11 protein-coding genes are annotated in these 21,838 nt (G+C 69.0%); 4 read left to right on the top strand and 7 right to left on the bottom strand.

Annotated elements, in window-relative coordinates:
- The first annotated feature begins 55 nt into the window (after positions 1-55).
- The 3 genes from ACSNOG_RS01065 to ACSNOG_RS01055 all read left to right on the top strand — a co-directional run bounded on the left by ACSNOG_RS01065 (position 56) and on the right by ACSNOG_RS01055 (position 2,397).
- The gene (locus ACSNOG_RS01065; protein ID WP_436750566.1) at positions 56-994 is read left to right on the top strand and encodes an ATP-binding cassette domain-containing protein; all 939 of its coding nucleotides are present in this window, start codon (positions 56-58) and stop codon (positions 992-994) included.
- A gap of 74 nt (positions 995-1,068) precedes the next feature.
- Entirely contained in the window at positions 1,069-1,815 is a 747-nt protein-coding gene (locus tag ACSNOG_RS01060) for an ABC transporter permease (RefSeq protein ID WP_436750638.1), read from the top strand.
- 141 nt (positions 1,816-1,956) lie between these two features.
- Positions 1,957-2,397 (top strand): hypothetical protein, encoded by a 441-nt coding sequence (locus tag ACSNOG_RS01055; protein WP_436750565.1) that lies wholly within the window; start codon positions 1,957-1,959, stop codon positions 2,395-2,397.
- On the opposite strand, the gene ACSNOG_RS01050 is transcribed toward ACSNOG_RS01055, so the two are convergent.
- The 5 genes from ACSNOG_RS01050 to ACSNOG_RS01030 form a co-directional block, all read right to left on the bottom strand.
- Positions 2,364-2,654, bottom strand: a complete 291-nt coding sequence (locus ACSNOG_RS01050) for a hypothetical protein (protein ID WP_436750564.1) — start codon at positions 2,652-2,654, stop codon at positions 2,364-2,366. The two genes, ACSNOG_RS01055 and ACSNOG_RS01050, sit on opposite strands and share 34 nt — an antisense overlap.
- A gap of 473 nt (positions 2,655-3,127) precedes the next feature.
- The gene (locus ACSNOG_RS01045) at positions 3,128-6,715 is read right to left on the bottom strand and encodes a ricin-type beta-trefoil lectin domain protein (RefSeq protein WP_436750563.1); all 3,588 of its coding nucleotides are present in this window, start codon (positions 6,713-6,715) and stop codon (positions 3,128-3,130) included.
- A gap of 27 nt (positions 6,716-6,742) precedes the next feature.
- Positions 6,743-7,234, bottom strand: coding sequence for a hypothetical protein (locus ACSNOG_RS01040; RefSeq protein WP_436750562.1), 492 nt, complete (start codon positions 7,232-7,234; stop codon positions 6,743-6,745).
- Complete coding sequence (locus ACSNOG_RS01035; protein ID WP_436750561.1) at positions 7,186-13,641, bottom strand: RHS repeat domain-containing protein; 6,456 nt, start codon at positions 13,639-13,641, stop codon at positions 7,186-7,188. Before ACSNOG_RS01035 ends, ACSNOG_RS01040 begins: the two co-directional genes overlap by 49 nt.
- Positions 13,626-14,177, bottom strand: coding sequence for an RICIN domain-containing protein (locus ACSNOG_RS01030; RefSeq protein WP_436750560.1), 552 nt, complete (start codon positions 14,175-14,177; stop codon positions 13,626-13,628). The genes ACSNOG_RS01035 and ACSNOG_RS01030 overlap by 16 nt, the downstream gene beginning before the upstream one ends.
- Before the next feature lie 424 nt (positions 14,178-14,601).
- On the opposite strand from ACSNOG_RS01030, the gene ACSNOG_RS01025 reads away from it, so the two are divergent.
- Positions 14,602-18,483 carry an nSTAND1 domain-containing NTPase gene (locus ACSNOG_RS01025; RefSeq protein WP_436750559.1) on the top strand — a complete coding sequence of 1,294 codons (3,882 nt, stop codon included), beginning with the start codon at positions 14,602-14,604 and terminating at the stop codon, positions 18,481-18,483.
- 64 nt (positions 18,484-18,547) lie between these two features.
- Here the strand turns inward: ACSNOG_RS01025 and ACSNOG_RS01020 are convergent, their stop codons facing one another.
- Both ACSNOG_RS01020 and ACSNOG_RS01015 read right to left on the bottom strand, forming a co-directional pair.
- Positions 18,548-19,702, bottom strand: coding sequence for a transglycosylase family protein (locus ACSNOG_RS01020; RefSeq protein WP_436750558.1), 1,155 nt, complete (start codon positions 19,700-19,702; stop codon positions 18,548-18,550).
- Positions 19,703-19,848: 146 nt separating this feature from the next.
- On the bottom strand, positions 19,849-21,838 hold a 1,990-nt coding region (locus ACSNOG_RS01015), incomplete at its 5' end, for a glycoside hydrolase domain-containing protein (RefSeq protein ID WP_436750557.1).

The following is a 21,838-nucleotide window of genomic DNA, read 5'->3' as shown; positions in this document are numbered from 1 at the left end:
CGGCGTACCGTGCCCGCCTCTAGTCAAGTTTGACCACTGACTGCAGGAGGGTGCTTTGCCTGACTACGATCCGGCGATCGTCGTAGAAGGCCTACGGAAGAGGTATGGGGACAAGCAGGCCCTCGCCGGCCTCGATCTCACGGTCCGGGCCGGGACCGTCCAGGGGATCCTCGGCCCGAACGGCGCAGGCAAGACCACGGCCGTGCGCGTCATGTCCACGCTGCTGCGCCCCGAGGAGGGACGTGTCGAGGTGGCGGGACTCGACGTGCGGACCCGGGCCGACGAGGTGCGCTCACGGATCGGGCTGCTCGGCCAGAACGCCGCCGTCGACGAAGAGCTCAGTGGCCGCCAGAACCTGGAGATGTTCGGCCGTCTCTACCGCCTCGGCGCGCGCCGCGCCGGCGCGCGGGCCGACGAGCTCCTGGCCCGGTTCGGGCTCGCGGACACCGGCAGCAAGGCCGTCAAGCAGTACAGCGGGGGGATGCGGCGGCGGCTCGACCTGGCGGCGTCCCTCATTTCCCGGCCGCAGGTGCTCTTCCTGGACGAGCCCACGACCGGGCTCGACCCCCGCGGCCGCACCGAGGTGTGGACCGCGGTGCGCTCACTGGTGGGCGGCGGTACGACCGTCCTGCTGACCACGCAGTACCTGGAAGAGGCCGACCAGCTGGCCGACCAGATCGCGGTGATCAACCACGGAAAGGTCATCGCGGAGGGCACGGCGGACGAGCTGAAGTCCAAGACCGGCGGCGACCGCATCGACGTGGTCCTGCACGACACGGCCCAGCTGACGCGCGCGGCCTCCCTCCTCCCCGGCGACGTGGTGGTGGACGAGGACCGGCGGCTGATCAGCGCCTCGGTCACCGACCGGATGGCCGCGCTGACCGAGACCGTACGGGCACTGGAGGCTGACAGCATCGAGGCGGAGGACATTGCGGTACGCCGACCGACGCTCGACGAGGTCTTCATGCATCTGACGAAGGACGACGCCGCATGAGTACAACCTACGGAGTGAACACGGCGCAGGGCACGGGCTCAAAGCTGAGCTGGGCGGCCGCCGACTCCTGGACGATGACCAGGCGCGAGCTGGCCCACTGGGCGCGCCAACCCGTGCAGGTGGTCGTCGGCCTGGTCTTCCCGGTGATGATGTTGCTGATGTTCAGCTACCTGATCGGCGGCGGGCGGGGCGTCGACGGGGACTTCAAGGCCTACCTGGTGCCCGGCATGCTCACCATGACGATGGCCTTCGGCCTCGAGGCGACGATGCTCTCGGTCACCCAGGACCTCGGCAAGGGGGTCATCGACCGGTTCCGCTCGATGCCCATGAACTCCGGTGCGGTGCTGGTCGGACGGAGCGTCGCCGACATGCTGCAGTCGGCGGTCGGGCTGACCGTGATGATCGCGGTCGGCTACGCGATCGGCTGGCGCTGGCACGAGGGATTCACCTCCTTCCTGGGCGCGGTGGGACTGCTGTTGCTGCTGCGGTTCGCGATGCTGTGGATCGGCATCCACCTGGCGATGGTCGCGGGCAAGCCGGAAATGGTGCAGGCGGTGCAGATCCTGGTCTGGCCGGTCAGCTTCCTCTCCAATGCCATCGCCTCGCCGGAATCGATGCCGGCGTGGCTGGGCGCGATCGTGCAATGGAACCCGATGTCGGCGACGGCCACCGCGGTACGCAACCTGTTCGGCAACCCGGGCGCAGGCGGCGACTCCTGGGCCACAACCCACGCGGAACTCCTCGCGGTGGTCTGGCCGCTGGCCCTGATCGCGGTGTTCTTCCCCTTGGCAGTAAAGCGGTTCCGAGACCTGAGCCGCTGACAAACCCGGCCCCCCGGTCTCCGGTCTGTTGAACCGTAGGCCGGGGGCCGGGGGCCGAGGCGTGACTGAGCGTTGCGCCTGGCGCCCTTACGGCGGTGGCTGCCTTTGCTCCAGCAGGTGCGCCCGGGCCACCATAGAGAGATGTTCGAGTTGCTGCCGGGGATCGGCCTCGCATTGCCGCATAGCGCAGGCGTTTTGCGGTTCGGCATGTCCGAGCGGGAGACTCAGTGGGCCGTCGCGACTCTGGCAGATGTGCGCGAGACCTGGGTCTGCCAGACCGGTTGGGCCTTCACAGCCTGCTATGACGGGCTGGAGCTCCTTGCTTACGGTGACTGCACGGACCGCCAGGGGCGTATCGGCCTCGACAGGGACGGTTTCGCAGGTGTCCATCTTCGCCGGTGCGGGTCCACGCCGACCGGCCCGTCCGCCGTACCGGTGGTTCTCCGGGACATCGACCTCTTCGGGTACCCGGCAGCCGAGGTGCTCGCAGCCCTGGACCCGAGCCCCCACCCCACTGTGAGGCTGCCGCCGATCCAATCCCCGACGGGCTACCTGCCGACGGTATCCTTCTCGGCCGGGTAGAAAGTGGCCTCCGGGTCCTGCCACCATGACGGATCGCGGCTAGCAAGTCCGTCCGAAATGCAGCTCGCGTTGAAGCGCGGAACAGTCCCGGCCGTGGGGGTCACTCGGTGCATCGAGATGCTCCCGGCGTGCAGTACGAGCATCCCCGGTGTGGTGGGCAGATCGCGGACGGGAATGGAAGGGTCGCCCGCCATGATGCGGTCGAGCATGTCCGGGTCGTGCAAGACCTGGTCCCGGGAGCGGACGGCGTACTGCAATACGCCTCCTTGCCGGGGGCCTGTACGTGGAGAAGGACGCTGTACTCGGAGATGTCGAAGTGCCAGTCTTGCTGGTCGCCGTCGGACTGGATCTGTAAGACCGCGGCGCCGAGCGGATCGGCCGACCGGTATACCGGGCGGCCCACCACCGCGGAGACGAACGTCAGCAGCGGCTTCCAGGCAAACAGGGTAGGCACTGGCGAGAATGGGTCGATCCGGTCGTAGGGGATATCGAAACCGTCGCCGACCGCATATGCGACCTAAGCCGAACCCATCACTGGCACCATGCCCTCCGTGACCTCCCCGCCACCACCCCCTGCCCTTGAACCATGGCGCCCCATCACGACCTGAGTCAGCCGCGCCGGCCGAGTCCATCCGCTTGTCGAATAGCTGCCCCCTGTTCCAGCGGAGGTCGTGTGCTGCGTGGCCAGGACCGGAGACCTGGCCACGCAGCGTTCCAGGTCCGGAACGGGTCAGAAGATCCCGATGATGCCGGTGGTCCAAGATCCGTCGCCGACGACGACGGGGTCCTCATGCCGGCTCGGCTGCAGGGGGTAGAAACGCAGCACTCCGGTGCCTGACGCACCACCCGCGTGGGTGGCCCAGAAGTCGGGCGTCTCCTGCCCTTTGACCGGGACGAACTGACGGTAGCCCATCCCCGAGTCGATGACCTTGCCCTGAACGTTTCCGTTGAAGGCTAGGTCCGGGATGTTATCGAGGGTCCAGCCGGCTCCGCCGATCAGCGTCATGTTCTTGGCCTCGTATGAGACGCCGCCACGGTTACCGGGCGTGCGTGAGCCCCGGTACAGGAACAACTTGCCGTAGATGTCGTCGCTGTGGTCGGCGGCCGATGTGAGGCGGCCCATGAGGTCGGGCACGCCGTCACCGTCGATGTCACCGGATGCCGCCCACTGGATCTCGTTGCCACGGGAATCGCCCACCGGAACACCCGGTCTGAGCCGGTAGGTCCCCGCCTCCGCCGCGAGGGGGCCTTCGGCCGTGCCGCTGTACACCACCAGCCGGCGCCCCTCATTGGCGATCAGGTCGTTGCCTGGCTTCCCGTCGACGTTCCCGGGGGTGAGGATCTGATGGACGTCGCTCCAACTGCCGGGCACCTCGAAACGCTGCGCGTCGGTGCCGTTGCAGTGGTGCACCGTCAGCGCAGTGCCGTTTGCGGTCTTCGCCCCGGGGAGGTCAAGGCAACGGTCCGAGGCGGCGTTGTACAGGGAGCCGTCACCCCGGTCCAGCCACTCCTGGGCCGCGGTGCCGTTGCAGTCGTACAACTGAACGGCCGTGCCGTCCACGCCCTTGCCACCTGGAACGTCCACGCACTTGCCGAGCGCCCTCAGGCGCCGGTCGGTCAGCTGGAAGTCCTGGGCGGCGGTGCCGTTGCAGTCCCAGATGCGGATGCCGGTCCCGTTGTCGTTCTTGCCGCCGGCGAGGTCCACGCACTTGCGGCCCAGAGCGACGAGCGGTCCGTCGTTCTTTCCTGCCGGGCGGATCAGCTCCTTGCGCCGGCGCGTCAGCGGCGCCCCGTTGCCGTCGCCCGGGTAGAGGTAGACCTTGTTGCCGATCTTGACGAAGTAGTCCTCGTACCCGTCCTTGCTCACCCCTTCCGTGGCGCTGATGAAGTCGCCGCGATGGGCGATCCGGGCGCCGTTCCAGCCGCCGGCGTCCACGACCCGTGCCTTCTTGACGCTGCCGTCACCGTTGCCCCCGTAGAAGCGCAGGTTCCCCTGCTTGTCGGTGGCGAGCAGGTCGACGTACCCGTCGCCGTCCAGGTCACCCGGCAGGTCGCCGTCGACGCGCCCTTCGGCGTTGTGCACGAAGTCCGGCTGGTCGGTGACGATCAGTGTGGTGTCGGACCTGGGCGAGTCGCCTCCGTCGTACGGGGAGAGGTTTCCCGCCCTGTCCACCGCCTGGACGTGCAGGCGGTTGTTGGGCCAGAGGCTGGGTGTGACCGAGACGGCTGCCGTGCCGTCCTTGTCGGCCTTGACGAAGGTGCCGCCCGCGCACAGCTCGTTGGAGGCCGGCAGTTGCTTGTTCAGGGAGTAGCAGAAGCCGTCCAGCCCGAACCGGTCGCTGGAGGTGAGCCGCAGCTTGCGGTCCTTGCGGGCCGCGACGACGGGCTTGTCCAGCGGGAAGCCGTCCGTCGCGGTCACCGTCGGCTTCGCCGGGGCCGACTTGTCGACGTTGAAGCCGCACTGCGGGGTGTCGGGCGAGTCCTCGATGCCGTCCCGGGCACGGACGTGCCACTTGTACCGCTTGCCGTCCTCGAGCCCGGAAACCGGAAGCGTCACCTGCGCGGTGCCGCCGGAGCTCACGGTGGCCTTCGGTGCTGACACGCCCTCGCCGCCGTACTCCCACACGGCGAAGGCCGCTGTCACCTGGCCGCCGTCCGGGTCGGACACCTTGGCGGCCAGAGTGAGGTCGGTACGTCCGACGGTCGGCCACGCGGCCGGGTCGGAGCTGCACGACATCTCGCGGCTGCCCGATCCGCCGGAGCTCCACGGTCCCTGGTACCAGTGCGCGGAGTCGACCTTGGGGGGCCGGTTGTAGGTGACTTCCAGGTGCGGGTTGTTGTGTATCTTCTTCCAGCTGCTGACCTCGTCCTCGTGGTCGGGGGCCGCGCGCAGCCCGAGCGTGACCTCGGACTCGTTGCCGTCCGCGATCTTCTGCACCAGGTCCTTCAGAGCGGCGTTGCTGAAGTCCTCGCCCTGCCCGCCCTTGCATTCACTGCCGTCGCCGGTCCAGCCGTGGGCGAAGGTCTTGGTCTGCAGGGTCTTGTTCCACTTGGGCTGGTTGTTCCAGGTGGTCGACGAGGAGATGGATCCCGTCCAGCCGAAGTCGACCGGGCTGGCCGTGCAGGACCAGGAGTAGCTGTTGAGGATGTTGAACGTGGAGCTGACGATCCTCGCTCCGCCCAGGCCCTTGGTGTTCATCTGGAAGTAGGAACGAGCCGTGCCGTTCGTCCAGTCCTCGTGGCCGACCCGGGCGAGCTTGTCCTTGAAGCCGCCACCGTTCCAGAAGGAGGTCCCGTCCAGGGAGCCGCCGTTTTTGTAGGCGATGGTCCAGTTGTTCCGCCCTCCGCCGGAGAAGATGGGGTCGATGACGACCGGGAAGACCGTTCCGGGGTCGTTGAGGAACCGGACGTCCGGGGCGATCCGCAAGGTGTCGTCCACGACCTCCGTCGGCATTTCCACCACCTTGGACGGAGGCGCCTCCTCCTGGAGCGCCACCGCGCTCCGGGTGAGACGGGCTCCTGTTCCGCCGGCTGTCTTCCGCCCGCCCGAGGAGTCCCACATGACGGGGGTGGGGGCGGTGAAGAGTTCCTTGCCCGCCCCGTCGGTGACCTTCAGGTTTCCCTTTCCGTCGGCCTTGAGCTCAGCTCCCTTGCTCTTCAGTCCGTAGGAGATCCTGGCCAGTTGCGGGTTCGCAGCCGCTTCCCGGCTCTTGACCACCAGGTGCTGGGCAAATCCGTCGACGTCGGCCTGAACGCGCAGGTCCACCTGTGGCAGGACCTCCGGATACACGGCGGTGTTCCCCTCCAGGCGGGGCTCGGGCAGTGCCGCAGGCCACTCGATCGAGAGAGAGGCGCCGTCCTTCTCCATGGTGGCGAGCGGGGAACCCCCACCGCCCGAGAAGGACAGCCCGAAGGTGGCTGCTGCCGGCCCCACGCGCCCGTCGGCGCGTTTGCGCAAGGTGGCGTCGGCCTCCTTCCAGGCACCGTCGACCTTGGCGAAGGCGGGACGGACGTACTGCTTCCAGGTGGAGGTGCCGTCCGGGTTCGCGAACACCTGTGTGGTCTCGTCCCGTCGGCTCAGCACCTCGACGGGGCTTCCCGTCTCGGCCGCCGTACGGGCGGCACGGCTCTCGTCGTCGACGGGGTCCTGTTCTGCCGCGCGCGCACTGCGCTCGGCCGGTACCGGCGCGGCCACCGCCGGAAGAGCCACCGCCGAGGTGGCTCCGATGGTCAGTGCGACGGCCGTCGCGGTGAACGGCCGCAGCCGTCTGCGCCGCCGCGGCCCGTCCGGGCCGGGCAGGTCGGAGGAATAGTGCATCGTCGTTTCTTCTCTCTGACGGAACGGTCAGTGCCGCTCGTCCGTGCCGCCCCGAAACGGCAGCGGCATCAACCAGCAGGTGAACAGCAGGTGGGCGGTCGGCATGATCAGCAGCACCCAGCCGAAACCGAAGAACAGGAAGACCAGCAGGGGAATGCTCAACAGCCCACTCGCCAAAAGGCGGAATTCTCCCGGCTCCATGCTCTCCCTGCGGCCCGAGATGACCAGAAGCAGGCAGAGCGACGGCAAGCCGACCATCGCGAAGGTCCCCGGTCCGGCCGAGAGCCAGATCCCGAAGGACTCCCAGAAGGGCAGCACTACGGAGAAGTCCGTCGAGCTCGGGTCGGCCACCCGGGGGGCCGTCGCCGAAGCGACGGCCCAGGCGACCACGAAGACCGCGGTGTAGCGAGCTGTGCAGTCCAGCAGCCACCACGACAGTCGGCGCCGCCGGTCGGCAGGGCCGATCCTGTTCACCCGGACTCCGGCGTGCACATCGTCTTGTTCGTCGGCACGGTCCACGACCGGTTCATGTTCGGCCAGGGCGGGAGGGAGGGATAGCCGCTGGTGTTGGCCATCTTGTCGACGCCGATGTAGGTGGGCACGTCAACGTTCCTGCGGTATTGCACAGCTTCCATATCCGGGTAGGCGTCTCCCTGCCGCCTGACCGTTATCGTCGACTCATTGGCCGCGATGGTGAGGTCGTTGTCGACCGACCCGATGCTCAGCAGGGGCTGTACGGCGTGCAGGCCGAGATTCAGCCGCTGTGAGTTCGAGTCACGCGTCTGCAGAACGTTCTTACCGAACAGGGTGAGGTTCTTCGTGAGCGTATCCAGCTCGCCACCACTGTCATCGATGATCAACTGGTTGGCGTCCACCCGCTTGGACGCGACATCCACTTCGATGGGTGCGGCGTTTCCTCCTTGCGCGTAGGAAGAGATGTACGTCTTCCGCGGCAGGGTGTGAGACGGCGCGATCTTGAAGGTCACATCCCCTGAGGCGGTGTCCCAGAAGAGCACCATGCGATAGGCCTTCTCGGCAGGATCCGAGGAGAAACCGCGGTCGTCACCCATGAGCCATCCCGGCATACCGGGGATGACCTTCATCGCTTCACGAGTGTGAATGAAGTAGCGAACCATGATGATGCCCCGGTCCTTGCCCTTGCCCACGTTGAAGTGCCCGAACCGGCCGCCGGCCTCCCCGCGGTCCCACATCTGCCGCCGGGCGGAGCTGTAGGACGGTGAACTGCGGGTGTAGGACCTGTACTGGCTCATGCCGTACTCGACCATGTTCAAAACCGCACCGATCTGCCCCATGCCGGGGACCATGCCGACGAGGTCCCCGATGGTGATGGCGCCACTCGGGTCGCTGTTGCTCACCGGGCTGTTGTTCGCGTACGCGTACCCGTTGGCCTGCTGCGGGTTCTCGGCGTTCAGCACCGGGTCGACGGACAAGAACCTGCCGTTGTCCGCGTCGTACTCACGCGCACCGACGTGCGTCAGGCCGGTCGATTCGTCCTTCGTGCCGCCGACGAATCCGTGGTCGCTGGGCCATTGCCCTGCAGCCGGCTGGGGGCCGCGGGCCGTGCCGAAGGGGCCGCTCGCGCGCCGGGTGAAGCGCAGTGATTCGGCGTCGACCGTCAGGTCGGGCGTGCCGTTGTGGTCATTGAGCACGTAGGACACGCCACCGTCCGAGGAGACGACGATCGTGGCGTTCTTCGCGGTGAGGAACCGCTTTCCGCTGACCTTGCCCGTCTTCGTGTCGAGCCGCAGTTCCTGGCTGTCCAGGTACAGGGTGACCGCTTCCGGGTCCCTGCGCAGCAGGCGCCGGCCGTCCGCGTCGTAGAGGAACGTCGAGGTCTTGTCCCCGATGGTGGACGAGGCCATGTGCCCCTCGGCGTCCCAGGTGATGCGCTGGTCGCCGCCGGCGGTGACGCGGCGGACGGTGTTCCCCGCCTTGTCGTACTCGAACGAGTCGCTGCGGGCACCGGGTCCCGTGATGCCGACCGCGGTCATGGCGTGCGGCAGGGACGTGCCGGGCTTGGGGTAGGCGTAGGCGCGCCGGACGTCCTTGCCCGCCTCGCCCGCCGGGTCGTGCCGCGTCTCGGCGGTGCGGTTGCCCACCGAGTCGTAGGAGTACGAGTACCAGTACGGGTCCGTGCCGCCGATCTTCGGCCGGGTGTCGCCGGACGGCCGGGTGGAGCAGTCGTCGGCGGCCGTCCAGGCGTCGGTCAGACGCCGGGCGAAGTCGTGGACGAAGCACTGGGTGTCGGTCGTCTTCTTGTCCTCCCGGTCGTTGCGGATGCGCGTGACGTTACCGATGGGGTCGTAGGAGTAGGCCTTGTGGTCGATGGTCTGCGGGCCGTCCGCCTCGCGGTCCTCGGTCACGCCGCCGAGGCGACGCGTGTCGGTCTCGTAGGTGAAGGTCTGGACCGTGCGGCGGCCGACGGTGCCCAGGACGGTCTGCAGCAGGTCGCCGGACGGCGCGTACTCGTTGCCGAGGGAGTAGACGCGGCTGCCGCTCAGCGTCGTCGGCAGGCCGAAGTCCGTGTAACCGTGCCGGATGGTCTCCGCGGGCAGTCCGCCGCCGGCCGGGAAGACGGTCTGGGCGGCCAGCCCGGTGTTCGGCGTGTAGACACTGGTGAAGGTGTAGCTTCCCGCCAGCTTGCCCTCGGCTTCCGGGACGGTGACGGTGGATCCGGTGGCCCGGCCTCCGTCGTCGTATCCCGTGACCGCGACCGTGTACGCGTTGCCCTTCTCGTAGCGGGCGGAGGAGGTCAGCCGGCCCTTGCCGCCGGGCAGGGTGTCGTACACCCACTCGGCGCGCTTCTCGCCGGACTCGTTCCCCTCGCGCACGCTGGTCCTGCGGCCGAGGTCGTCGTAGGTGGTGGCGAGTGTGTGTCCGAGGGCATCGGTGACAGTGGCGACCTGCCCATCGGGGGTGTAGGTCATCCGGATGGTTCCCTTGTCCGGGTCGCTGCTCTTGGTGCGCCGTCCCCGCAGGTCGTACTCGGCCGTCCAGGTGTTGCCGACGGCGTCCACCAGCCTGGTGAGGCGGTCGGCGGAGTCGTAGCCGTACTTGGTCGCCTCGTACGAGCCGGCGGGGGCGTCGAGCACGGGCTTGCCGCCCTTGTACTGCCGGACCTCGACCGGCTTGCCCCGCACGTTCGCCACCGTGAGGGTGGCGGTGCCGCCCCCAGGGGGAACGGTGGCGGTCCAGTTGCCTCCGTAGGAGGTGGTGGAGCGCCACTTCTCGACGTTCAGCGATGCGAAGACCGTTGCCGTGGGCCGGCCCTGGCCGTCGAACTCGGTGATCGTCTGCTGTGGCACCTTGTTGTCGGCGACCGCGAGGATCGTCCCGGTGGTCGCGCCGCCGTTGTAGTACTCGGCGTTGGCCTTGTACGTCCGGCCGTGGCTGTCGTAGAAGGTGTCGGTGATCAGCCGGCCCTTGCCGCCGTGGGCGTCGGTCTGCGTCTGGCGCGTGCGCAGCAGTCCGTCATAGAGGGTGATGGCCGTGCGGTACTTGCCGTTCTCCAGCAGCGTCTTCGACGTCACGGCGGTCGGTGCGGTGCCCCGGACGTCGTAGGAGAACAGCACGTCGGCCGGTGCGGAGGTGCTGCGGCCCGGCTTCCAGGCCGCGACGAGCCTGCCCAGGGCGTCGTACTGCTGCGTCGTGGTACGGCCGTTGACGTCCGTGGCTTTGGTGGTCGCGCCACGAAGGCCGTCGGTCTCGGCCGTGGTCACGTACCCCTTCGGGTTCGTGGTGGTGATCTTCGTGGGCTGAGCACCTGCGGCCGGCGCGTAGGCGGTTCGGGTCCTGCGGCCCGCCGCGTCCGACTCCTCCACGACACGGCCGACCGCGTCGTACGCGTGGGTGGAGGTGGTGACCACGACCGGCTTGCCGCCTTCGAAGCGGTCGAGTTCCTCCACCTTCGTCGGGTTGGCCTTGCCCTGTACCGGCGGCTCGCCGTGGGCCCGCCCGTCGTAGGACGTGCGGATCTCGTTCAGGATGTTGCCCTCGTCGTCGGTGGTGCCGCACGACGCGGAGGTCCGCCGGAGGGTGGACGGGTAGCCCAGGAGCCAGTTCTCCTTGTCGTAGGCGAAGGTCGTGCGGGTGCACATCTCGTCGCCGGTGACCGCCGTGTCACCCTCGTCGGAGGTGGCCACGATCTGGCCGTGGTCGTCGAACTCATGGGCCGATCTGGTGGTGCGCCAGGTGCCGTCGGACAACACGTCCCGGGTGATCTCCTGCTCCGCTGCCACGAGGTGGGCGGTCAGATCGGTGGTCCCGTCGCGCTTTTGTGCCGCGGTCTTTCGCGACCAGGGGCGCTTGATGGCGGCCTTGGCCATCTTTCCGCCGTCGCCGTCGTACGTGGCGTTCTCCAGGGTGAATCCGGCGTACTCAAGGGCGTCGGTGACGGAGGTGCCGGAGGAATCGGTCACCTTGTCCCCCTCGATGCCCCGCAGGAACACCGACTCGGTCAGGGTTCGCCCCGCCGTGCCGGTCCGGGTACGGACCTTGCCGTAGCCGCGGAAGTCGCTGTACGTGCGCTGCTTCTCGGGCGTGAACTCGCTCGTGTCCTTGGCCCAGGCGATACCGCCGAGGTACTCGTACGCCGTGACCTTGGGTTCCTGGCCGCCCACCTTGTCGTTCTCGGTGACGTCGGTCACCACGTACTTGTGGAACCAGTCCTTCACCGGGTCGACGGCCGCCTTGGGCGTCCAGTACGTCGGGAAACAGCGCTTCGCGTTGGACTGGGGCTCCGGCAGCTTGCCGGCGACGCACTCGGGGGCCGAGTAGCGGACCAGGGTGTCGGCGCCGGTCTCCGAGCTGATGCGGGTGATCCGGTACTTGTTCATCGGCGGACGGCCCTCGGCGGCGTCCACCCGGTTGGGCATCAGGGTGCCGCCGAAGGTCACCCGGGGCATGCTCAACGGCGTTCCGCCGGCCTTGCCCGTGCGGGTGACGCCGGTCAGCCACAGCGAAGGCCCGCCCGCATCGCCGACGCCCGGGAAGGAGTGCCCGAGGGCCCAGGTGTCGACGTCCTGGTAGGAGTCGCCCTTCAGGGCCTGGGTCGTGACAGCGGTCAGGCGCTTCTTCGACCAGAAGGAGGGCGAGCCGTTCATGCACTCCTTGTCCTTCTCGCAGAACTGGTCGAAGGGCGTGTCCGGCCAGTTCTCCGCGCTCTTCTTGTCGAACGCGCACTCCGTCGCCAGGCAGCGGTCGGCGGTGGTGAACAGGACCTTGGCGGCAGGCTTGCCGGTGAGGGCGTCGCCCGCCCGCAGGCCGTATTCCGCGCGCGTCAGGTGCCCGCCACGCACGTACCCGGCGTCGGCCTTCGGCTTGGAGGTGTGGGTGCCGCCCGAGTTCTTGGCGTACGCGTTCGTTTCCTGCTCGTAGAAGAAGGTCATGGCATTGCCGTGGGGATCGACCACGTAGTCCAGGTTCCAGCGCCACGCCTGGTCCCGGGCGGAGTCCTTGAAGGCGCTCTGATGTCCGGGTTCGCCCTCGTGGTTGCCGAAGACCGGTGCGGTGAACGCCGACCGGGTCTCGGGCTTGCCCTTCGTCCACCCCGGCAGGCGGTTCTTCCCGAACCAGTACTGAGTGCCGGCCGTCGTGGTGACCTTCCAGTACTCGTTGTCGTCGTCGCCGTTGGCGGTGTCCTGGTCGCTGCCCTTGAGGTGCTCGACTCGTGACCCGTCGTCCGCCGCCGGCCTCCACACCCCGTCCTTGGTGTCCTTCACGAGGGGGGTGTTCTTGCCGTTGAGCGACATGACGGCGTTGTCGGAACGCCAGCACAGATCGCCGCTCTCCTTCGGCGCGTTCGAGCCCTTGCCGTTGTCCTCCTTGCACGCCATGAACTGGCGCTCGATGAAACCCGCCTCCATCGACCAGCCGTCACCGACCCAGGACGCCTGGTTGTTCGTGGCCGCGGTGCGTCCGTCGATGGCCGCCGAGGAATAGTCCAGGCCCAGCTTGGGCGCGAGGTCGCCCGGAACCGGCGGGACCTGGAGCGGGTAGCTCCAGGAGAAGCCGCCGGCGTTGCCACCGGCCTTCCAGGAGCCGGAGGGAGACAAGGACGTGGCCTTGAAGTCGCCCTGGTCGCCGGAGGGGGCCGCGGTGGCGGCCAGGACGGTGACGGCGGTACGGGAGGAAACCGCCGACCGCGGCGCCCCCGGGACGTCGACCTGCGCGGTCAGCTTCTCGTTCTTGGCGTCGTTGTGCGCCGCCAGTGGCGTCGCCGTCCGGCACTCCTGCTTGTCGGGGGTGGTCAGCGCGCAGGCGGGCAGCCGCACGAGCTGCAGGCGCGAGCCCCACCCCGCGCCGTAGGCGTCGCGGAAGGCGCTGTAGTCCACTTCGACGGAGGCGCGGCCGGGACCGTCCTGGCCGTCGCTGCGACTGACGCCGATCAATACGCCTTCCACACCGGCCTTGGTGGCGGTGGCGTGGTCGGCTATGCGCACCTTGACACGTTTCGGCCGAGTGGGCTCCCCCGCCGCCCGCGCGTCCGTCACCATCGAGGAGCGCAGAACGGTGCCGGCCGCGCCGTCGGCCGGCACGATCCGTACGGGAAACCCGTCAGCGCCCGCTGCCAGCTTGGCGCTCTTGACGGCCGCCTTGCCGTTCCCGGCGACCTCGATCTCCTTCTCGGCCGCCTTGGGCCATCGCGCCCTCGGCGACTGACCGGCCCTTGTGTCCGTTTCGCTCAGCGACCTGCCGTCGCGCCCTGCCAGCGGCTTGCCCGGTACGCTGCGCGTCTGCTGTACCGCCCGTGGCTTGAAGTCCTTTCGGCCACCGGCCGCAGCGATGTCGGCCGGCAGCAGCGACACGGTCATGGCGCCGGCCAGCACCGCCCCCAGCACGGAGGCGGCGCCGCGGCGCCGCGCGAACCGGATCGCTCTGCCTCCGGCCGTCACGAGAGCGTCCAACGCCACACCTGGCCGGGTGCCGTACGTGCCTTCGTCCACTGCTGCACGCGGGCACCGGACCGGAGCGAGGAGTTCTCGACCTCCAGGGCCTTGCCGCTGTTCCTGTTCACGATGCGGCCGGGGTTGTGCGAGTCCAGCTCCCACAGTTGCGTCTTCAGGCCGTCGCGGCAGTCCCACGTCTGGGCCGGAGCGCCGTCGTCCTTACGGGAGTCGGCGATCTCCAGGCACTTGCCGCTGTCGGTGTCGGTGATGCGGTACTCGTTGGTGAACGTGACCGGGCCGGTCGGGTCCGAGCCGGAGCGTTCCGCCGTACCGGCCCACCGGATCTTCCAGTGCCCGGAACCACAGTCCCCCTGAAGAGCGCGGGCACCGTTGGACTTGCCGTCACCCTCCACCACCAAGCACAGGCTGCTGTTGGTGTTGGTGACGACGGTCGGTGGTACGGGAACGACGTCCGCCCGGCTGACGGTGGAAGTCACCAGGACGGCGGCCGCACTCACCGTCGCCACCGTGGCCAGCTTCGCGATGAACTGCATCGGGACTCAATTCTTTTACCGGTGCCCGGCACCCCGGGACCGCACTGAATGCGTCACTCCGGTGAGCGGTTCGTCACCGGGTGCGTGCGGCGCAGTCCATCTCGCGGCCGACGGCCGGGGGAAGGGGTTTCCCTGTTTCCTTCGCAGGAGGCGCTTCGGGAAACACCGGGCGAACTGGGGCAAGACCGCCATTGGCGGCCCCTCCGGCGGGCCGTTCGCCTGCCGCCAGAGCCTCGGGCTCCGAAGGGGCTCGGTCGCGCACGCCCGAGGCGCACCACCCCGTCGGCGCGCTACCTGGAGCGATGCCACGATCGCGAACAGCTATCCTCTCGCGTAGAAATGGGCGCGCTTGTGCGGTTGCTCAGGATGTGTCGAGGGGCTGGCTGGCGCGCGGGGCGGTTCGCGTGCCGAGGGGGGAACAGAAGTGGATGGCATAGGTCGTGATCTCGGCAGCGGAGTCGCGGGGGCTCCTCCGCCGGCCCCGGAACGCGCCGGGGAACTGCTGCGCCGGCTCCGGCGCGAGCAGGGCATCACGCTGGCCGAGCTGGCTCGCCGGGCGTTCTACAGCAAGGGCTACCTGAGCAAGGTCGAAAACGGTGAGAAGCCGTTGACGTACGAACTGGCCCGGGTCTGCGATCAGGTGCTGGCGACGGGCGGGCTGCTGGCCGGTGCTCTTCCCCCCGCAGCAGGATGTGACGCCGGGGGCAAGGCGCGGCAGGACGGCACGTGTCCGTATCCGGGGCTGTCCTCGTTCGGCATCCGGGACGCACGGTGGTTCTTCGGGCGGGAGAAGGCCGTCGCGGATCTGGTGTCACAGCTGACCGAGCGGCTTCACACGCCGGGGCCCCTTCTCGTCATGGCGCCGTCGGGGGCCGGGAAGTCATCGCTGTTGCGGGCGGGCCTCCTGCCGGCCCTCGCGCGCGGTGTGCTGCCCGTCACCGGTTCGCAGGCATGGCCTGTCGCCCTGCTCACGCCGGGCACACGCCCCCTTGAGGAACTGCTGGACCGTATCGCCGCAGTGACCGGAGCGTCCCGCCGGCTACTGGAGAAGGCGGAACGGGAGGGAGGGGACGCCCTCGCCGTCACCGTCAGCGCCGCCGTGGATGCTGCGCGCGCCCCTGCCGGCCCGGATGCCGGGGACGGCGGCGATGCGCGCGGCGCGGTCAGCGAGGAGGACGCCGCTCTGGTCGTCGTGGTCGACCAGTTCGAAGAAACCTTCATGCTGTGCTCCGACGAGAGGGAGCAAGAGGCCTTCGTGCAGGCGCTGCTCGCGCTGACGAGGCCGCGGACGCCGGGCGCACATCTCCCCTCGGCGCTCGTCGTCCTCGGGGTGCGATCCGACTTCTACGAGCGCTGTCTCGGCTTTCCGGGGCTGGCCGCGGCCATGCAACGGGGCCACATGACGATGGGGCCGATGGATGACGCACAGCTGCGCGACGCCATCACAGGACCGGCGCGCGAGGCCGGCCTGGAGCTGGAACCGGGGTTGGTCGAGATCCTGCTGCGCGACATCGGCCTCCTGCACGGCCGTGCGGCACCGGCCCGCACGACCCCGGGCGGTGCGCTCCCCTTGCTGTCCCACGCCCTGCTGAGCACCTGGCAGCACCGCGAAGGCGCCACCTTGACCGTCGACGGCTACCGGCTGACCGGGGGAATCTCCGGCGCTGTCGCCGCCACCGCCGAGCGCGCCTATGCCTCGCTTCCGCCGCACCAGCAGGAAACCGCGCGGCATGTCCTGTTGCACCTCATCCAGCTCGGAGAGGGCAGACACACGAGCAGGCCCGCCCGACGGACGGAAATCCTGCAGGCCGGCGCGGACCACCTGAAGGATGCCGACGCCGTCGTCGAAACGTTCACCCGGGCGCGCCTGCTCACCGTCGATGCCGAACACATCGAGGTGGCCCACGAGGCCCTGCTGGACGCCTGGCCCCGGCTCAGCCAGTGGATCGACGAGGACCGGTCCGTCCTGCACACCCGCCAGACCCTGGCCGACGCAGCCGCCACCTGGGAGAGGGAAGGACACGACCCCACCCTCCTCTACCGGGGTCCGCGCCTGGCCACCGCCCTCGAAGCCGCAGAGAACCCTCGTACCCGAGCGGTCCTCACCTCGACGGCGCGCACGTTCCTGCAGGCGAGCGCCGATCTCGAGGCCTCGCACAGGCGGCTGGAACAGCGGCGCCTGCGGCGCCTGCGCTCCCTGGCCTCCGGCCTGGCGGTCCTGCTCGTCGTCTCGCTCGTGGCCGGCGCCATGGCCCTTCAGCAGAGCCGTGCGGCTGGCCAGCAACGCCGCATCGCGGAATCGAGGGAACTCGCGGCCCGTGCGGACGGAATGATGCGCGAGCAGCCCGAGGCCGCCATGCTGCTCGCGCTGAGCGCCTACCGCCGCTCACCCACCACCGACGCCCGCAGCAGCCTGATCAGCGCGTACGCCCAGTACCCCGGCAGCCAGCTCACCGGGCACACGGACGACATGTGGGCCGTCGCGTTCAGCCCCGACAGCCGCCTGGTAGCCACGGCGAGCGACGACCATACGGCCAAGCTCTGGGACGCGGCCTCAGGGGGACTCGTCACGACCTTCGCAGGTCACACCGACAGGGTCGCCGACGTGGCCTTCTCCCCCGACGGCCGCCTGATCGCCACGGCGGGCCGGGATCGTACAGCCAAGCTGTGGAACGCGGCCACCCATCAGCTCGTCGCCACGCTCACCGGCCATTCCAGCAGCATCAACAGCGTGGCGTTCGGCCGCGACGGCCGCACCCTGGCCTCAGCGAGCGACGACGGCACCGTACGCCTGTGGGACGTTGCCACGCACCGTCAGACGGGACTGCTGAGCGACGGAACCAGTTCGGTCCGCCGCGTCACGTTCTCTCCCGACGGCCGCACCCTGGCAGCCGCGTACACCGACCAGCGGGTCCGGCTCTGGGACACGGCATCCCGCCGCGTGAGGGCCACCTTGACCGGTCACACCAACGCCGTGATGACCGTGGCCTTCTCACCCGACGGCCGGATGCTTGCGACCGGCAGCTCGGATCGTACGGCCCGGCTGTGGGACCTGGAGACCCACCGTTCGACAGCCACGTTCACCAGTCACCACGACATCGTCTGGTCCGTGGCCTTCTCTCCGGACGGCCGCACTCTGGCCACCGCCAGTTTCAACGACGACACCGCGCGCCTGTGGGACACCACGACCCACGAGGCCACCGGCACACTGACCGGGGCCGGGCTCATATCGGCCGTGGCCTTCAGCCCGAACGGGCAGAGCCTGGTCACCACCTCGGAGACCGGACAACGAGGCGTGTCACCCACGCTCCAGCTGTGGAACGCCTCCACGCTCGAGAAGTCCCGGACGCTCACCGGCAGCGGCGGGTCCGCCACCGCCGTGGCCATCTCCCCCGACGGCCTCACCCTGGCCGCCGGTGACTCCCGCGGCTCCGTATCCCTCTGGGACCTCGCCCACCGCAGCCTCATCACCACACTCACCGGCCACACCAACGCCATCACCGGCGTGGTGTTCTCTCCCGACGGCCGGACGCTCGCCACCACAAGCGACGACGGCACGGCCCGGCTGTGGGACACCCGTGCGCACAGGGAGACAGCCACCCTCAGGGGCCACTCGGGGACCGTCCGCGCAGCGGCCTTCAGCCCCGACGGCCTCACCCTGGCGACGGCCGGCAGTGACCACAGCACACGCCTGTGGGACACCCGCTCCCACCAGTCGGTCGCCGTCCTCGACGGCGAGCCCGACGCCGTGGGCTCCGTAGCCTTCTCCCCGGACGGCCACACCCTCGCCGCGGGAAGCCACGACACGACCGTCCGCCTGTGGGACATCCGCACCCGCACCGTGGTCGCCACCCTCGCCCGCGAGGGTCAGATGTGCCGGACGTACTCCCTCGCCTTCAGCCCCGACAGCCGCACACTGGCGGCGACCAGCTGTGATGTCACCCTGTGGGACACCGAAACCCACCAGCGCGTCACCCGGCTCACCGAACACACCGACACCACCAGCCGACTCGCCTACGCCCCCGACGGGCGCACACTGGCCACAGCGGGCTACGACCGCACCATCCGCCTGTGGAACACGCAAAACCACCGGCCCCTCGCCACACTCACCGGAACCGGCGGCTACGTCTCCGGGCTGGCCTACGCTCCCACAGGACACGTCCTGGCCACCACGAACACCGATCGCGCCATCCGCCTGTGGGAACTCGACCCGGAAACCGTCGGAAAGCGCATCTGCGCTCTCAGCCGCGACCACCGCTGGCCCCGCGCCGTCACCGGTTCTTCCCTGAAGAACCCATGCGGCTGATCCGGGAGAGCGGCGGATCCCGTCAGGCGGGAACACCTCGCCTGACGGGATCCGCACGCAGTTCCTACCAGCCGCCCCTACCGATCTCGATACGGCTCTTGAAGCCGGAGCTCCAGCCGTTGTTCGGGTACAGGTAGAGCTTCCCGGTCTCGTGCGGGCCCGAGGCGATGGCTATGAGGTCGATCTGCCTGTCATGGTTGAAATCACCGGCTGCGTAGTCGGAGATCTCGTTCCATCCTCCGGCACCGAGTTCGATGGATCCCTCAACGTCGAAGAAGGGAGCACTGCCCTTCCCGAGGGGCTGGAAGAGAAGCAGCTTCCCGGTCTTGGTGTCGGTGGCGACGAGTTCGTTCCCGCCCATGGCGTCGAAGCCACCGACCGAGATCAGCTTGTTCACGCGGTTCCAATTGCCCTTGCCCGCCAGGACGCGTTTGCCCAGGGTGTCAAGCCCCGCCTTTCCAGTGCCGGGGTAGACGAACAGTTCACCCGTCTCTGCCTTCACGGCAAGAAGGTCGTCCTTGCCGTCGCCGTCGAAGTCGTCTGCGGCGAGGTGCTTCATTCCGTTCCAGCCACCGGTGCCGATCTCGACCCGGTCGGCGAGAGTGGCCAGCCCCTTGCCGTCGGTACCCGGGTAGAGGAACAGCTGCCCGGTGTCCTTCTTGACCGCGACGAGATCAGGCTTGTCGTCACCGGTGAAGTCGCCGACGGTGAGGTTGCGCATACCGTTCCAGGCACCGGAACCGATCTCGACCCGGTCGCCAAAGGTGTCCAGGCCGGACTTTCCGGTACCCGGGTAAAGGAAGAGCTTCCCGGTGGACACCTGAACAGCCACCAAGTCCTTCCTGTCATCGTGGGTGAAGTCGCCCGTCACGAGCTCGGTCATGCCGGGATCGGCGGGTACGGGCTTGGACGGGAACGGGTCGGCGTGGTCCTTCCCGAGGCCGTTGCGCGGTCCGCAGTTGGGCCAGGCCCTCTCGCCTCTGGCCGCGAGCACCTTCTCGGCGGTGCGTATCTGCTCCTCCTTGGATGCCAGGTCGGCCCGGGGCGCATACTTCTTGCCGCCGAAGTCGGCCCAGGTGGCGGCGTCGAACTGCAGTCCGCCGTAGTAGCCGTTACCAGTGTTGATGTGCCAGTTGCCGCTGCTCTCGCACTGGGCGACCTTGTCCCATGTGGCGATGGAGGCGGCGTGCGCCGTTCCCGCGCCGCCCAGGGCGAGCACAGCGGCCAGGGGGGCGGCGGCGAGCGACGCAAGGAATGCGCGCGGACGATGAGACACGGACATGCTGAACCCGTTCGTGGAAAGGGAAAGGGAAAGGGAGGGGGTGGAGCGGCGGCGGGGTGGAGGCTGCGGGGCCGTGCGGCGATTCACCAGCCGCCCGTGCCGATCTCCACTCGGGCATCGAGGCCCTTGCCATTGCCGCGGTAGAGGTAGAGCTTTCCCGTCCGTCCGGGATCGGAGGAGACGGCGACGACGTCTCCCCGCCGGTCGCCGGTGAAGTCGGCGGCGGCGTAGTCGGAGATGCCGTTCCAGCCGCCGGTGCCGATCACGACCCGTTCGCCCAGGGCGTCGAGTCCGGCTTTGGCGGTGCCGGGGTAGAGGAAGAGCTCACCGGTATCGGTCTTGGTGGCGATGAGGTCGTCCTTGCCGTCACCGTTGAAGTCGCCCGGTGATACCACCTTGTTCATGCCGTTCCAGCCGCCCGTACCGATCTCGACCCGGTCGGCCAGGGTGGCCGGACCCGGCTTGTGCGTGCCGGGATAGAGGAACAGCTGGCCCGATTCCGTCCTCGCCGCGACGAGGTCGGCCCTGCCGTCGCCGTTGAAGTCACCTGCGGCGAGATGCTTCATGCCGTTCCAGCCGCCTGTACCGATCTCGACTCGGTCATCGAGCGTGGCCAGGCCTTTGCCGTCGGTACCCGGGTAGAGGAACAGCTGCCCGGTCTCGGTCTTCGTGGCGACAAGGTCGGGCTTGCCGTCACCGGTGAAGTCGCCGACGGTGAGGTTGCGCATGCCGTTCCAGGCACCGGAACCGATCTCCACCCGGTCACCGAAGGTGTCCAGACCGGACTTACGGGTGCCCGGGTAGAGAAAGAGCTTGCCAGTGGAAACCTGGACGGCCACCAGGTCCTTCCTCCCGTCGTGGGTGAAGTCACCGGCCGTGAGTTCCGTCATGCCCGGGTCCTGAACCGTGGGGGCCGCGGCGACGTCCATGTAGTTGCGGTCGATTTTGATCGTCGTGCCGCCGTACGTCTCAAGGACGTTCGCCTCGTACTGATGGACACGCTGGTGGTCAGCCCAGTACCCGTCCGGCGTGTAGCCGTCGGAGAGATCGGCCTTGTGGTTCCAGGCGGCAGTCCAGATGACGTCCGGCAACGCATGCGTACGGGAGCGGTACACGCCGGCGAGTTGCTGGATGGCCGCTCCGGCAGAGCTGTACACCCCCGCCCGGAAGCCGAGCTCCCGGACGCGCGCCGACCAGCCCGACAAGTAGGAGAGGACACGGGCGTGGTACGCGGAGTCGTCCCCGTAGGCCTCCATGTCGTCGTACAGCACGGTGCCGGGGACGAATCCTAGGTCCTTCGCAAGAGCGACGGCCTTGTCGGCCGCGGCGCGCCCGTCCTGCTCGGCCGTACGGGACGAGATGCGTTTCGCCTGCGTGCCCGCGTAGATCGGCAGCATGTGCCAGCCGGCCTTGGTGCGCTCCTGGACCCACGACGGCGTGAGGTTCGGCTGATGCGGGCAGCCGATCGACGGGCCGCCGATGTAGATGCCGACCCCTCGGTAGGGGGAGCGTGCCCAGGCGGCCATTGCGGAGGCTGACGGGGCGGTGCAGGCGTCGAAGGCCTTTCCGGTGAAGCCGGTGCTGGGCGTCGCCGCGGCGGCCTGAGCGGACAGGGCGGGCGAGGACGGTTCGTGGAGGGCCCCGGGAGTCGCGGACGGTCCGGTCCGTGCGGTGGCCAGGACGTTCCGCACGGCGTCGGGGGAATCCTCGTAGGCGGCGGTGGCCAGCAGGCCGGCGCCGTCGAAGGCCACCCGTACCTCGTGCTCGTCGTCGGTGGGCAGTGCGCCGGGGACCTGGTGGCCGGCAGGGACGTCGACCAGCGGCATCCCGGTGCGGGGAACCGCTCCGTCGAACGGCTCGAGCACCACGGCCTCCGTCTTGGCGGTGACCAGGTGGGTCGGGCAGTCCTGGCCGGAGCCCGGGTGGCCGAGGTAGAGGGTGTGCCGGTCGAGCCGTACGCAGGTATCCGGGTGCTCGTCGAGGTTGACGACGTTCCAGTTGGCCGGGAGGTCGAACGTGAGCCCCCGGTAGGTGACGGGGGAGGCCGGTGCGCCGGACGGGGACGAGGGGCGG

It is taken from the genome of Streptomyces sp. URMC 124, from assembly GCF_051386455.1.
In the GTDB taxonomy this organism is placed as follows: domain Bacteria; phylum Actinomycetota; class Actinomycetes; order Streptomycetales; family Streptomycetaceae; genus Streptomyces.
The sequence above is the reverse complement of the archived record's forward strand: the minus strand, read 5'-3'. Positions and strand labels throughout refer to the sequence as shown.